At 71.1% G+C, this 12,299-nt stretch carries 12 protein-coding genes and 1 riboswitch; of the genes, 1 reads left to right on the top strand and 11 read right to left on the bottom strand.

Annotated elements, in window-relative coordinates:
• Positions 1 to 28: 28 nt before the first annotated feature.
• Positions 29 to 245, bottom strand: a riboswitch (cobalamin riboswitch).
• Positions 246 to 304: 59 nt separating this feature from the next.
• The 6 genes from OEZ60_RS15630 to cbiE form a co-directional block, all read right to left on the bottom strand.
• On the bottom strand, positions 305 to 622 hold the full coding sequence (locus tag OEZ60_RS15630) for a DUF1636 domain-containing protein (RefSeq protein WP_263338142.1): 318 nt from the start codon (positions 620 to 622) through the stop codon (positions 305 to 307).
• A complete protein-coding gene (gene cobA / locus OEZ60_RS15625; protein WP_263338140.1) occupies positions 619 to 1,341 on the bottom strand; it encodes a uroporphyrinogen-III C-methyltransferase in 723 nt (240 codons plus the stop codon). The genes OEZ60_RS15630 and cobA overlap by 4 nt, the downstream gene beginning before the upstream one ends.
• Positions 1,338 to 2,666, bottom strand: coding sequence for a cobyrinate a,c-diamide synthase (locus tag OEZ60_RS15620; RefSeq protein ID WP_263338138.1), 1,329 nt, complete (start codon positions 2,664 to 2,666; stop codon positions 1,338 to 1,340). Before OEZ60_RS15620 ends, cobA begins: the two co-directional genes overlap by 4 nt.
• Before the next feature lie 90 nt (positions 2,667 to 2,756).
• Positions 2,757 to 3,542: a precorrin-4 C(11)-methyltransferase gene (gene cobM, locus OEZ60_RS15615; RefSeq protein WP_263338137.1), complete on the bottom strand. Its 786-nt coding sequence runs from the start codon at positions 3,540 to 3,542 to the stop codon at positions 2,757 to 2,759.
• Complete coding sequence (locus tag OEZ60_RS15610) at positions 3,539 to 3,901, bottom strand: cobalamin biosynthesis protein (RefSeq protein WP_263338134.1); 363 nt, start codon at positions 3,899 to 3,901, stop codon at positions 3,539 to 3,541. Before OEZ60_RS15610 ends, cobM begins: the two co-directional genes overlap by 4 nt.
• A complete protein-coding gene (gene cbiE, locus OEZ60_RS15605) occupies positions 3,898 to 5,085 on the bottom strand; it encodes a precorrin-6y C5,15-methyltransferase (decarboxylating) subunit CbiE (RefSeq protein ID WP_263338132.1) in 1,188 nt (395 codons plus the stop codon). Before cbiE ends, OEZ60_RS15610 begins: the two co-directional genes overlap by 4 nt.
• Between cbiE and OEZ60_RS15600 the strand changes: the two genes are divergently transcribed.
• Positions 5,084 to 5,833, top strand: a complete 750-nt coding sequence (locus tag OEZ60_RS15600) for a cobalt-precorrin-6A reductase (protein ID WP_263338129.1) — start codon at positions 5,084 to 5,086, stop codon at positions 5,831 to 5,833. The genes cbiE and OEZ60_RS15600 overlap by 2 nt on opposite strands.
• On the opposite strand, the gene cobJ is transcribed toward OEZ60_RS15600, so the two are convergent.
• The 5 genes from cobJ to cobN are packed head-to-tail and all read right to left on the bottom strand — an operon-like array spanning position 5,809 to position 12,295.
• On the bottom strand, positions 5,809 to 6,543 hold the full coding sequence (gene cobJ / locus OEZ60_RS15595; protein WP_263338126.1) for a precorrin-3B C(17)-methyltransferase: 735 nt from the start codon (positions 6,541 to 6,543) through the stop codon (positions 5,809 to 5,811). The two genes, OEZ60_RS15600 and cobJ, sit on opposite strands and share 25 nt — an antisense overlap.
• Positions 6,540 to 7,256, bottom strand: coding sequence for a precorrin-2 C(20)-methyltransferase (locus OEZ60_RS15590; protein ID WP_263338124.1), 717 nt, complete (start codon positions 7,254 to 7,256; stop codon positions 6,540 to 6,542). Before OEZ60_RS15590 ends, cobJ begins: the two co-directional genes overlap by 4 nt.
• Before the next feature lie 2 nt (positions 7,257 to 7,258).
• On the bottom strand, positions 7,259 to 7,888 hold the full coding sequence (locus tag OEZ60_RS15585) for a precorrin-8X methylmutase (RefSeq protein ID WP_263338122.1): 630 nt from the start codon (positions 7,886 to 7,888) through the stop codon (positions 7,259 to 7,261).
• On the bottom strand, positions 7,878 to 9,056 hold the full coding sequence (gene cobG / locus OEZ60_RS15580) for a precorrin-3B synthase (RefSeq protein WP_263338120.1): 1,179 nt from the start codon (positions 9,054 to 9,056) through the stop codon (positions 7,878 to 7,880). Before cobG ends, OEZ60_RS15585 begins: the two co-directional genes overlap by 11 nt.
• Complete coding sequence (gene cobN, locus OEZ60_RS15575) at positions 9,053 to 12,295, bottom strand: cobaltochelatase subunit CobN (RefSeq protein WP_263338118.1); 3,243 nt, start codon at positions 12,293 to 12,295, stop codon at positions 9,053 to 9,055. The genes cobG and cobN overlap by 4 nt, the downstream gene beginning before the upstream one ends.
• Positions 12,296 to 12,299: the final 4 nt, after the last annotated feature.

The raw sequence follows: 12,299 nt of genomic DNA, 5'->3' as shown, positions 1-12,299 counted from the left end.
TTCTCCTTGCCGTCACACCCGACGGCTTTTGTTGCCTTCCCACATGGCCGGTCTCCTGACTTGCGGGTCGCTGCGGCCTTCCGCCTTCCCGGGGGCGAACCCCAGTGGCCGTTGGAAAGCCGCTCGCCGCTCACAGTCGCGGGGGCGGTTGGGGCTTCGGGTGCCGCCTTTGGTCCACCCTTCCCCATTCCCGTTTCGGTCCGGACGCTTTGCGCCTGATGGACACCATGCCCTTCCATCTGCCAGCAAGCGGACCATCCGGTCAAGGCGGATTAGCGCCAATCGCCGCGCCGATTGCGACCTGTCAGCCCGGAATCCGGGCGATCGCCTTTTCCCTCAGCGTGCCGAGCGGGCGCGCATCGGCAAGGGTGCCGTCGGGCGCGGCGGCATAGAGCGCAAGAAAGGTCACGAGATTCGGGATCTCGGCCTCGGTGATCTCGCCGAAGAGATAGGCGGTCTTGCCCTCAGCCCGGAAGGCCACCGTCGAGGGCCGGGTGCAGCCCGACATGCAGTCGATCTCGCGCACGGCCGCTGCATCGCCGACCGCCTCGGCGAGTCGCGCCGCAAGCCCGGCCTGCCCCGCCGGACAGGACCGGCAGACGGTGATGGTGACGGCGCTCATTTCCCCTCGGCCAGGGGGCCGAGCAGGATCAGCGCCGGCCCGTCGGAGGCCTCGGCCTCGATCAGGCGTTCCATCGACCCCAGCGTGCCGCGAACGATCTTTTCCGCCGGCGTAGAGACGCTTTCGGCCAGAAGCGCCGGCGTCTCGGCCGACATGCCCGCCCCCTGCAGACGCCGCGCCAGCTCGGCGAAGGTGCGCTTGCCCATGAAGACAACCGTCGTCGCCGTCGGATCGGCGAGTGCCGCGATGTTCAGGTCCTCGGGCAGCGCGCCGGTGACGTCATGGCCGGTGACGAACTGGACCCGCCGCGCGGTTAGACGCCGGGTGAGCGGGATGCCCGCCGCCGCCGCCGCCGCCATCGCCGAGGTCACGCCCGGAATGATCTCGTAGTCGATCCCTGCCTCGCGGCAGGCGGTGATCTCCTCCTCGAGCCGCCCGAAGAGCCCCGAATCGCCCGACTTCAGCCGCACCACCTTCGCGCCGGATTTCGCGTAATCGACCAGAAGCCGGCTCACATGGTCCTGCTTCGGCGAGGCTCGCCCCGCCCGCTTGCCGACCCCGACCATGTCAGCGCCCTCGCGCGCCTTGGCGAGAATCGGACCCGAAGAGAGATCGTCGAAGAGCACCGCATCGGCCTTCTGGAGCCGGTCCACCGCCTTCAGCGTCAACAGCTCCGGATCACCGGGGCCGGAGGAAACGAAACTGACGAAACCCTTCATGTCGCCTCCGCGATCAGGTGGAAGAACGTGCCGGTGGCCTGGCCCCGGCGCGACCCGGTCTCGGGCACCGGATCGCCATTGGCGTCGACGACGCTCGCGAGCGCCATATCCGGCTGCTCAAGGATCGTCGAGTAGTGAAATTCGTGGCCCCTGAGCCGCGCCCCCGTCCCGTGCCCCGGCACCGGCGCCGAAAGTGTGGCGAGCCGGTAGCCGAGATGCATCCTGCGCTTCTCGAACGAGGTCACGAGGCCGAGAAGCCCCGCCATCTCGTGACCCACGCCGTCGCGGTCGATGATCGCCGCCCCCATCGCCATGTAGCCACCGCATTCGCCGTGCACGGGGCGGGTGTCGGCAAACCGTCTCAATCCCTGCCGGAAATGCCCCGCTGCCGCGAGCCGCGCCCCGTGGAGTTCCGGGTATCCACCCGGCAGCCAGCAGCAATCGGCGCTCGGCTCCGGGGCCTCGTCGGCGAGCGGCGAGAACGGCAGGATCTCCGCCCCCGCCGCGCGCCAGCCATCGAGAAGGTGCGGATAGACGAAGGAGAACGCCTGGTCCTGCGCGAGAGCGATACGCTGCCCCGGCGCCGCCACCGCAACCGGCGCGCCCGGCGAAAGCCGGGTCGCCCGCGCCGCCGCGCGCAAGCCGTCGAGATCGAGATGCGCGGCCACGAACTCCGCCGCATCGGCGATGATCCGGTCAAGCTCCGGCGTCTCCTCGGCCTGAACGAGCCCGAGGTGTCGCTCCGGCACCTCGATCGTCGCCCGCCGCGGCAGGGCGCCGAAGACCCGGATCCCCGCCGCCGCCATCCCGGCGCGCACCAACGCCTCGTGCCGGGGCGAGGCGACCCGGTTCAGGACCACGCCCGCCACCGTCACATCCGGCCGCATCCGCGCGAAGCCGAGCGCCACCGCCGCCGCCGACTGCGCCTGGCCGGACACGTCCAGCACCAGCACGACCGGCCACCCGGTCAGCGCCGAGAGATCCGCCGAGGCCCCGGTCCCGGCCTCGCCAGCCACGGCCACGCCGTCAAAGAGCCCCATCGAGCCCTCGGCCAGCACGAGATCGGCCCCGTTCGCCGCCCCGATGAGCCCGCCAATCCGGTCCTCCGCCATCGCCCAGGTGTCGAGATTGACGGAAAACCGCCCCGACGCCGCGCGGTGAAATGCCGGGTCGATGTAGTCCGGCCCCGACTTGAAGGGCTGCACCTGAAGCCCGGACGCCCGGAACGCGCCCAGAAGCCCCAGCATCAGCGTGGTCTTGCCCGTGCCCGAGGCCGGCGCCGAGATGATCAGCCCGTCAGGAACCACCGCGCGCCCCTTCTTCATTGCCGAAATACCCTCGGGGGGTGCGGGGGGCAGACGGCCCCCCGCTTCGGTCGGCCCGCCCCGGGCGGGCCGATACCCGGTCGGCTCCGGTCACGCCTCGGTCTCCGGGAAGCGCGGATGGGTCCCGACGGGCCGGTAGCGGCGGTCGTAATCGCCGGCATAGAGCCGGCTCTCGTCAAACTCCTCCGCCCCGATCGAACGGCCGACGAAGATCAGTGCCGTGCGCTCCATCTCCGCCCCCACCGCCGTCTCCAGCGTCTCGAGCGTCGCCCGCACGATGCGCTGGTCGGGCCAGCTCGCGCGCCAGATCACCGCGACCGGGCAGTCGGCGCCGTAATGCGGCGTGAGTTCCGCCACCACCTTCTCGAGCACATGGACCGAGAGATGGATCGCCAGGACCGCACCGGTCCGGGCGAAGTTCTCCAGCGTCTCGCCCGGCGGCATGGAGGTCGCCCGGCCCGAGGTCCGGGTCAGCACCACCGACTGCACCACGCCCGGCAGGGTCAGTTCCGCCCCCAGAGCCGCGGCGCCTGCGGCGAAGGAGGGCACGCCCGGCGTCACGTCATAGGGAATGCCCAGCTCGCGCAGCCGCCGAAGCTGCTCGCCCATCGCCGACCAGACCGAGAGATCGCCGGAATGGAGCCGCGCCACGTCCTGCCCCGCCTCGTGCGCCGCCTGGATCTCGGCGATGATCTCGTCGAGCGACAGGGGGGCGGTGTTGACGATCCTCGCGCCTTCCGGGCAGTGGCCAAGCACCGCCTCGGGCACCAGCGAGCCGGCATAAAGACAGACCGGCGAGGCGGCGATCAGGTCGCGGCCGCGCAGCGTCAGAAGGTCGGGGGCGCCCGGTCCGGCGCCGATGAAATGCACAGTCATTCGTCTCTCCCAATCGCGATGGCGGCCGTGGCCAGCCCGTCGCCCGATACAACCCGCGGCCCGAGAAGCCGCGCTCCCGGCCCGGCCGCGGCCAGAGCCGCCGCCTCAGCCACCGATCCTGCGCCGAACCTCTCGGCGACCCGCGCCGAATGGGTCAGCGTCTCCTCGACCTCGAGCACCGCCCGGTCGAACCCGCAGAGCCTGAGCCCAAGTTCCGCCGCCAGTTCCCGCGCCGCCGGCGCCTCGGCCTTTGACGCGGCAGTCGCAAGAAGCTCCGCCCCGCCCCCGGCGCGCTCGACTGCATCCCTCAGCGAGGCGAGCGTCGCGGTGCGCCGGAATCCGATCCCCGCGACCCTCATCTGACCACGCTCCACTGCGTCACCGGACGCGCCGGCATCCAGCCGCGCATCCGCCCGAGGGGCTCCGCCACCGCGATCTCGACCCGCATCAGGCTGCCGCCCTTCGCGGCATGGCATTCCGCCAGGAGCGCCTCCGATTCGATCGTCACCGCGTTGACGACGAGCCGCGCTCCCGGCGGAATCGCCGCCCAAACCATGTCTATTCCAGCCGAATTCGCGCCGCCGCCGATGAAGACCGCATCCGGCCTCGGCAGCCCTTCCAGCGCCTCGGGCCAGTCCGTCTCGGTCACCGTCAGCCGGTGGCCGAGACCGAAGGCCCCGGAATTGGTCCTGATGTTCGCCGCCCGGTCGGCCCGGCTCTCGACCGCCTGCGCAGTGGCCCCTGGCGCCGCGAGGCACCATTCGACCGAGATCGAGCCCGAGCCCGCGCCGAGATCCCAGAGCACATCGCCGGGGCGCGGCGCCAGCGCCGAGAGCGTCAGTGCCCGGACCGGCCGCTTGGTCATCACCCCGTCTGAGGCGAAAAGCTCATCCGGCAGGCCCGAGGCGTGCGGCAGGCCCGAGGCACCCTCAGCCGCGATGGCGACCGCGACCGGATAGGCCGCGTCCGCGATGTCGAACCTCTCCGCCGTGGCGGCGCGGATGCGTTCGGACGGCCCGCCGAGCGATTCGAGCACCGTCAGGCGCGACGGGCCGAACCCCTTTGCCGTGAGCCATTCCGCCAGGGAGGACACCGCCGACCCGTCGCGGACGAGGCAGATCACCCGCACCCCGCGCGCCAGAACCGGAACCAGCCGCTCGAACGGCGCGGCATGAAGGCCGAGGCAGACCGTTTCCTCCAGCCGCCAGCCAAGCCGCGAGGCGGCGAGCGCGAAGGTCGAGGGTGCGGGATGCGAGACCCAGTCGCCGGGCTGAAGATGCGCGGAAAGCGATCCGCCGGCGCCGTGCCAGAACGGATCGCCGGACGCGAGGACCACCACGTTCCGGCCCTTTTCCGCCAGAACAGGGTCTATTTTGAACGGCACCGGCCATTCCCGCCCGCGCGCCCCAGCCTCCACCAAAGCCAGATGACGCGGCCCGCCGAAGATGATATCGGCGCCACCCAGAGCGGCGCGGCTTGCCTCGGTCAGACCCGACAGGCCATCCTCGCCAAGACCGATGATCGTCAGCCAGGGATCAGCCATGACGCGCGTCCTTCTTCTCGGCGGCACCACGGAGGCCTCCGGCCTCGCCCGCCACTTCGCGGCGACGGGCGTGACGGCGGTCTTCTCCTATGCCGGACGCACCGAAGCGCCGGTGGCGCAGCCGCTGCCGACCCGGATCGGCGGCTTCGGCGGCGCCGAGGGGCTCGCCCGCTACCTGCGGGCCGAGAGCATAACCCATGTCGTCGACGCGACGCATCCCTTCGCCGCCGAGATGAGCCGCAACGCGATCGCGGCCTGCGCGGAGACGGGCACGCCGCTCTGCGCCTACGAACGTGCGCCTTGGCAAGCGGGCGATGGCGATGACTGGACCCATGTTCCGGACCTTCAGGCCGCCGTCGCCGCCCTGCCCGTGACCCCGGCCCGCATCTTCCTCGCCATCGGCAAGCAGACCCTTGCGGGTTTCGCGGCGAAGCCGCAGCACCATTACCTGCTGCGCCTCGTCGATCCGCCCGAGGGCGCGCTGCCGCTGCCCGACGCGGAAGCCGTGATCGCGCGCGGCCCCTTCACCGAGGCGGGCGACCGCGCGCTTCTGAGGGACCACCGCATCACCCATATCGTCGCCAAGAACGCTGGCGGCTCGGGCGCGCGGGCGAAGCTCGACGCCGCGCGCCGGCTCGGGATCCCGGTGATCCTGATTGACCGGCCAAGCCTGCCGCCGCGCCGCATCGCGCGGGACCTGGATGAGGTGATGGCCTTCCTCGCTCACCGCGCCGACCTCGGGGTGTAGACGAAGCGGCCGACGCGGCGGGTGTCGCGGTTGCCGACGATGACGACGGTGCGCATGTCGGCCATCTCGGGCGTCGCTTCGCCGAGCGTCACGGTGTTCAGTGCCTCCTCAGGCGTCGTCACCGCGCGGGCGAAGGAGATCAGCGTCTCCGGCCCCGCCTCCTCTCGCAGGATCTCCAGTGCGCGGGCGAACTGGTGCGGGCGGCTCTTGGAACGCGGGTTATAGAAGGCCATCGCGAAACCGGCCTGCGCGGCGAGGCGCAGGCGATGCTCCACCAGTTCCCAGGGCTTGAGGTTGTCCGACAGGTTGATCGCGCAGAAATCGTGGCCCAGCGGCGCGCCGAGCCGCGAGGCGGCGGCCAGCATCGCGGTGATGCCGGGCAGGATGCGGATGTCGTAGGCCTGCGCGTCCGGCCGTTCCTCCAGCGCCTCGAACAAGGCCGAGGCCATGGCGAAGACGCCGGGATCGCCGGAGGAGACGATGACGACGCGCTTGCCCTCGCCCGCCATGTCGAGCGCGTGGCCCGCGCGGTCGAGCTCCACCCGGTTGTCGGAGGGGTGCAGGGTCAGCCCGTCGCGCGGCGCGACCCGAGCGACGTAGGGAATGTAGCCGACGACATCGGTCGCCTCGGCCAGAGCGGCGCGCACCTCATCGGTCACCAGCCGCTCGTCGCCCGGCCCGAGGCCGGCTACCGCGATCCAGCCGCTCATGGCCGCCGCCCTTGCCCGTGCACGACGGCGATCGAGAAATAGGGCACCTTGGCGGGCGCTTCGCAAAGCCGGTGCACCTTCTGGTCCGTCATCGTGCCGCGTTCCACCAGCCAGGCGGTGTCGAGCCGACCGGCGGCGGTCAGGCAGCGCTTCAGCTTCTCGAGGTTGCGTCCGATCTTCATCACCACGAGCGCGTCGGTGTCGCGGATGCGGCGGGTCAGTTCCTCCTCGCCCATCGTCGCGGTGACCACGGTCAGCACGTCATCGCCCCACGTGATCGGCTCGCCCGTCGCGGTCCAGCAGCCGGACATGCCGGTGATGCCGGGAATGACCTCGACCGCGCGGCGGGTCCGAAGCCGCGTGTAGAGATGCATGAAGCTGCCGTAGAAGAACGGATCGCCCTCGCAGAGAACCAGAACAGTCTCTGTTTCAGCCAGTTTGGCCAGTGTCTCTGCCCAGGCCTCGTAGAATTCCGCCATCACCCGGTTGTACTCGGGATCGGAGAAATGGATCTCGGTCGTCACGGGGTATTCCATCGGGTACTCGATGGCGTCAGGGCGCAGCATCCCCTCGACGATGCGCCGCGCCTGGCCCTCGTAGCCCGCCTTGCGGAAATAGGCGATGTGGGTCGAGGAGCGCACCAGCCGGTCGGACTTGACGCTCATCAGATCGGGATCGCCGGGGCCGAGGCCGACGCAGACAACCTTGCCCATGTTCATTCCTTCCGGCTCGCGAGCGCGTTGACAGCGGCGACGGTAATCGCGGAACCGCCGAGGCGGCCCTTCACGATGACCGAGGGCACCGGCAGGTCCTCCATCAGCGCGTCCTTCGATTCGGCCGCACCCACGAAGCCCACCGGGCAGCCGATGATCGCCGCGGGGCGCGGGCAGGCCGGGTCCTCGAGCATGTTCAGGAGATGAAAGAGCGCGGTCGGCGCGTTGCCGATGGCGACGACGGCCCCTTCCAGATGCGGCCGCCACAGCTCCAGCGCGGCGGCGGAGCGGGTGTTGCCCATCTTCTTCGCCAATTCGGGCACGCGCGGGTCTTGCAGCGTGCAGATGACCTCGTTGTTGGCGGGCAGGCGGGGCCTCGTGATCCCCTCGCTGACCATGCGCGCGTCGCAGAGGATCGGCGCGCCGGCTTCGAGCGCTGCTCGGGCGGCGATCGCCATGCCGGGGGAGAAGCGGACGTGTTCCTCAAGCCCCACCATCCCGGCGGCATGGATCATGCGGACGACGACGACCTCCTCCTCGGGGGTGAAGCGCGCGAGGTCGGCCTCGGCGCGGATGGTGGCGAAGCTCTCGAGGTAAATCGCGGCGCCGTCGGTCTGGTAGCTATGGGGCATCTTCGGTCTCGGTGAGAAGGGCGGGGGTGGCGGTGAGCGTCGCGGGCGAGAGCCCGGTCCGCGAAGGCGTGTCGGCGGCGGTGCCGTTCCGGATCAGGTCGATGGCGCCACCGGCGCGGCCGACGAGCGTCAGGGCCGAGGGTGCGGGATGGGCGCAGCCCTTGGCGCAGCCGGAGACATGGAGCCGGTCTGCGGGGGCAAGGGACGCGCAGAGCGCGCGCGCCAGTGGCCGCGTCTCGATCAGCGCCTGCGGGCAGCCGGGGGCGCCGGTGCAGGCGGTCACCCGCAGCATCGGGTCGGCGGGATCGGTGATGAGGCCGGGAATGGCGGGCGCCTGCGTGGCGCCCTCGATCAGGATCATGCGCCAGGGCGTGATCCGCAAAGCGCCGTTTTCGGCAAGAATAGACAAGGTTTCGGCCGCCATCTGGCCGAATTCGAACCCGACGAGGAACCCCAGCGGCAGAGGCCCCGGCGCGGGGGCAGGGGCGCTCGCGCGCGGCAGCGCCGGGATCTCGGTGAACAGCTCGGGCAGGCGCGCGCCGCGCGCGAGATGCGCCGCCATCCGGCCGCGGCCCTCGGGCGCGCCGCCGCTCTCGAGAAACCATTCGGCGAGCCTGAGCGCCAGCCGCGCCGCGCTCTCTTCCGTCGCCTCGGCGCCGGAGCCCATGCCATCGGGGCGGACCAGAAGGACGCCGCCGGGGCCGCGCTCGATCCGGATATCGGCGGAGGTCTCGGAGAGGACCGGCTCGGCGCCGCAATCGACGGCATAGCCGAACTTGCCCGGCGTCTGCGGCGCGCCCGGATGGCCCAGCGCCTCGGTGAGCGACCGCACCACCTCCTGCACCCCGTCGCCGTCCTGCCAGTAGGGTGTCACGGTGATGTTGCGGCGGCTCTCGGCCTCGGTCGTCTCGTCGATGAGGCCAAGGGCGGAAAGACCCTCAATCAGCGGCCCATGCGCCGCCTCGGTGACGCCGCGAAGCTGGACATTGGCGCGGGCGGAAAGGTCGATGAGCCCGTTGCCGTGGCGCGCCGCCAGTTCGGCGATGCCCTTCGCCTGCGTAGGCGTCAGCCGTCCGCCGCGCGGACGGACGCGGACGACGAGGCCGTCGCCCGACATCATCGGACGAAGCGCGCCGGGGCACCAGCCCTTGACGATCGGCTCGTTCATTGCCCCGTCTCCATCGCGATGGAGTTGCGCCGGGTGATCCAGAGCCCGGCATCGCGGAGCGCGGCGAAGCGGTCGCGCATCGCCTGCAGGGCGGCGGGGTTCTCGCGTTCGAGGAAGGCCACGACGTCGTCCCGGCCGAGCGTCGCCTCATGGTAGAGATCGAAGAGATGCGCCGGAACCGCGCGGGCGAGATGGGCGAAGGCCGCCATGTGGTCGAGCGTCGCGGCGATCTCGGCGGCACCCCGGAAGCCGTGGCGCATCATGCCATCGGCCCAGTTGGGGTTCGAGGCACGGGCGCGGACGACGCGGCCGATCTCCTCGGAGAGCGTTCTTGCGCGTGGCGCGTCGGGGCGGGTCGCGTCGAGATGGTAGAGCGCGGGTGCCACGCCGCCGAGCCGTGCGACGGCGGCGGCAAACCCGCCCTCATGCGCGGCGTAGTCGGAGGCGAGCAGCAGGTCGGTCTCGGCGAGGTCCTGGATATGGACGAAACCGTCGGCGCCCTTCACCTGCTCTTCAAGCGCTGCGCGGGCGGGATGGGCCGCGCCCGAGGCGTCGATGGCCCATTCGGAGCCCGACAGCCAGGCCTCGCCGGCGGCATGCTGGCCCTCGGGGCCGTAGTCCTCGATCGCCTCGCCCATCGCGAGGCCGTAGAGGCCCGGCTTCGGCCCGAAGACACGGGGGCTGGCGCGCAGATAGGGGTTGTCCTCGGGCGCTTCCTCGCGCTCGGCAAGGGTCTTGGCGGCGGTTTCGAAAAGCTGGGCGAGGCCCGGAAAAACGTCTCTGAACAGGCCGGAAACGCGCAAGGTCACGTCGATCCGGGGGCGACGCAAAAGCGCGAGCGGGATCACCTCGAAGCCCGCGACCCGCTCCGATCCCTCGTCCCATTTCGGGGTGAGGCCCGCGAGATGCAGCGCCATCGCGAATTCCTCGCCCGCCGTGCGCATCGTCGCCGAGCCCCAGAGGTCGACGACCAGAGATTTCGGCCAGTCGCCGTGGTCCTGAAGGTGGCGGCGGAGGAGTTCCTCGGCGAGCTTCACGCCCTGCGCATGAGCGGCGCGCGAGGGCACGGCGCGGGGGTCGGTGGTGAAGAGGTTGCGGCCCGTCGGCAGAACGTCCGACCGGCCACGGAAGGGCGAGCCGGAGGGGCCGGCCTCGACCCTTTGGCCGTTCAGCGCGGCGAGGAGCCCTGCGCGTTCCTCAGGCCCGCACTGGCCGGCGCCGAAGATGTGCAAGCCGTCGCCGTACTGGCTTTCCTTGATGTCGCAGACGAAGCGGTCGATGCGCGTGATCGCCTCGGCGGGCGAGGCGTCCTCGGGGATGCCGAGATCGTCCTCCACCCCGCGCCCCTTGGCCTCGTCGCGGATCGACTGGATCAGCCGGTCGCGGCGGGCGGGGTCGAGCCCGTCGGCGGTCGAGTATTCATCAAGGAGGCGTTCGAGCCGGGTCAGGTCCTCGGGCACCGCGCTTTCCACCAGAGGCGGCGGCAGGTGGCCGATGGTCACGGCGCCGATCCGGCGCTTGGCCTGGGCGGCCTCGCCGGGGTCGTTGACGATGAAGGGATAGATGACCGGCAGGGGACCGGTCAGCGCCTCGGGCCAGCAGTCGGCGGAAAGGGCGACCGACTTGCCCGGCAGCCATTCGAGCGTGCCATGCGCGCCGATATGGATCAGCGCGTGAAGCCCCTGCGCCCGGAGCCAGAGGTAGAAGGCGACATAGGCGTGGCGCGGGGTGCGGGAGAGGTCGTGGTAATCGTCCGCGCGCGTCGCCACCTCGCCGCGTTCAGGTTGCAGGGCAACGATGGCCTTGCCTCGGCGAAGGGCGTGGAAGCGGAACTGGCCATCCGTGACGGAGGGATCGGTCTCGGGTGCGCCCCAGGCGGCGAAGAGCGCGTCGTGCAAGGAGACTGGAAGGCTTGAAACAGTGTCTAGATAGGCCGAAACCGGCCATTCCAGCGTCTCGGTGATCAGCGCCGATCCGAGCCCCGCGCCGCTCTCGACAGCGTGGCCCTCGGTGGCGAGCGCCGCAAGGATGCCGTCGGCCGAGGCCAGCGCGTCGAGGCCGACGGCATGGGCGAGCTGGTGCGCCTTGCCGGGATAGGTGGAAAGGATGAGGGCGGTGTTGCGCTCCGCCGCCGGGGTCTTCGCGAGGCGGTGCCAGCCCGCGATGCGGTCGGCGACAGCGGCGATCCGGTCCGGGTCGGCGCGGTGGGCGAAGCGGGAATACTGCAGGTCGGGGTCGCGGCGGCCGGGGCTCTTGAAGCTCGCGACACCCGCGAAGATGCGGCCGTCGACCTCGGGCAGCACCACATGCATGGCGAGATCGGCGGGCGAGAGACCGCGTTCGGCCTCGGCCCAGTCCTTCTTTCGCGCGGTCGAAAGCGCCACCTGGAAGACCGGGCAGCCGGTGGCGTCGAGGGGCGAGGCGGAACCGTCGGCACCTTTCGCCGAGAAGGCGGTGGCATTGACGATGGCGGCGGGCTTCAGCCGGGTCAGCTCGGCGCGGAGCCAGGCGGCGGCGGCCGGATCCTTCAGCGAGGCGGCATAGGCGCCGATGGCGGCGAAGCCACGCTCTTCCAGCGCCGCGATCAGCGCGTCGACCGGGTCGGTATCGGCCGAGGTGAGGTAGGAGCGGTAGAAGGTGACGACGGCGAACGGGCGGTCGGAGGCGTCGGGCGCCGTCACCACGCCCTTGGCCGGACGGTACCAGCCGAAGGTCGGCACGGTCTTGTCACCGATCACCGGCCCGGCATAGAGGCCGGCGGCCAGCGCCATCTGTTGCAGCGCGGCCTGCGCGGCTACCGCACCGCCCGCGTCGCAAAGCGATTGCAGCCGGCGCAGGGTCGATTTCGGCAGGGTCGAGAGCTCGTCGAGCCGCGCATCTTCGCGCCCGTCGGCGGGCAGGATCGCCAGCGCGATGCCCCTGCGCCGGGCGAGATCCTGCACCTGCGCGAGACCATAGGGCCAGTAGCTCTCGCCGCCGATCAGGCGGATGAGGATGCCTTTCGCCTCGCCAAGCGTCTGCTCGGCATAGGTGTCGACGGACAGCGGATGGCGCAGGGCCACGAGGTTCGCCAGCCGCAGCGTCGGCAGCCCGCCGTCAGCGCGATGCCAGCCCGCCGCGAAAGCGCCGAGGTCGCTATCGGAGAAGGACAGCACCACGAGCTCGGCCGGGTCCTGGCCGAGATCGCGGGGCGTGTCGGTCTCTTCCAACCCGTGGCTTTCGCGGAAGACGACATGCATGGGG

This window comes from Albidovulum salinarum (genome assembly GCF_025673475.1).
GTDB classification, from domain to species: domain Bacteria; phylum Pseudomonadota; class Alphaproteobacteria; order Rhodobacterales; family Rhodobacteraceae; genus Albidovulum; species Albidovulum salinarum.
This window is presented reverse-complemented; position numbering and strand designations above follow the sequence as displayed.

Excerpts from the sequence above, each read along its gene's own strand:
- OEZ60_RS15600 (WP_263338129.1), top strand. The coding sequence starts at position 5,084 with ATGACGCGCGTCCTTCTTCTCGGCGGCACCACGGAGGCCTCCGGCCTC.
- OEZ60_RS15585 (WP_263338122.1), bottom strand. The coding sequence starts at position 7,888 with ATGCCCCATAGCTACCAGACCGACGGCGCCGCGATTTACCTCGAGAGC.
- OEZ60_RS15620 (WP_263338138.1), bottom strand. The coding sequence starts at position 2,666 with ATGAAGAAGGGGCGCGCGGTGGTTCCTGACGGGCTGATCATCTCGGCG.
- cobM (WP_263338137.1), bottom strand. The coding sequence starts at position 3,542 with ATGACTGTGCATTTCATCGGCGCCGGACCGGGCGCCCCCGACCTTCTG.
- cobJ (WP_263338126.1), bottom strand. The coding sequence starts at position 6,543 with ATGAGCGGCTGGATCGCGGTAGCCGGCCTCGGGCCGGGCGACGAGCGG.
- cobN (WP_263338118.1), bottom strand. The coding sequence starts at position 12,295 with ATGCATGTCGTCTTCCGCGAAAGCCACGGGTTGGAAGAGACCGACACG.
- cobA (WP_263338140.1), bottom strand. The coding sequence starts at position 1,341 with ATGAAGGGTTTCGTCAGTTTCGTTTCCTCCGGCCCCGGTGATCCGGAG.
- cbiE (WP_263338132.1), bottom strand. The coding sequence starts at position 5,085 with ATGGCTGATCCCTGGCTGACGATCATCGGTCTTGGCGAGGATGGCCTG.
- OEZ60_RS15630 (WP_263338142.1), bottom strand. The coding sequence starts at position 622 with ATGAGCGCCGTCACCATCACCGTCTGCCGGTCCTGTCCGGCGGGGCAG.
- OEZ60_RS15590 (WP_263338124.1), bottom strand. The coding sequence starts at position 7,256 with ATGGGCAAGGTTGTCTGCGTCGGCCTCGGCCCCGGCGATCCCGATCTG.
- OEZ60_RS15610 (WP_263338134.1), bottom strand. The coding sequence starts at position 3,901 with ATGAGGGTCGCGGGGATCGGATTCCGGCGCACCGCGACGCTCGCCTCG.
- cobG (WP_263338120.1), bottom strand. The coding sequence starts at position 9,056 with ATGAACGAGCCGATCGTCAAGGGCTGGTGCCCCGGCGCGCTTCGTCCG.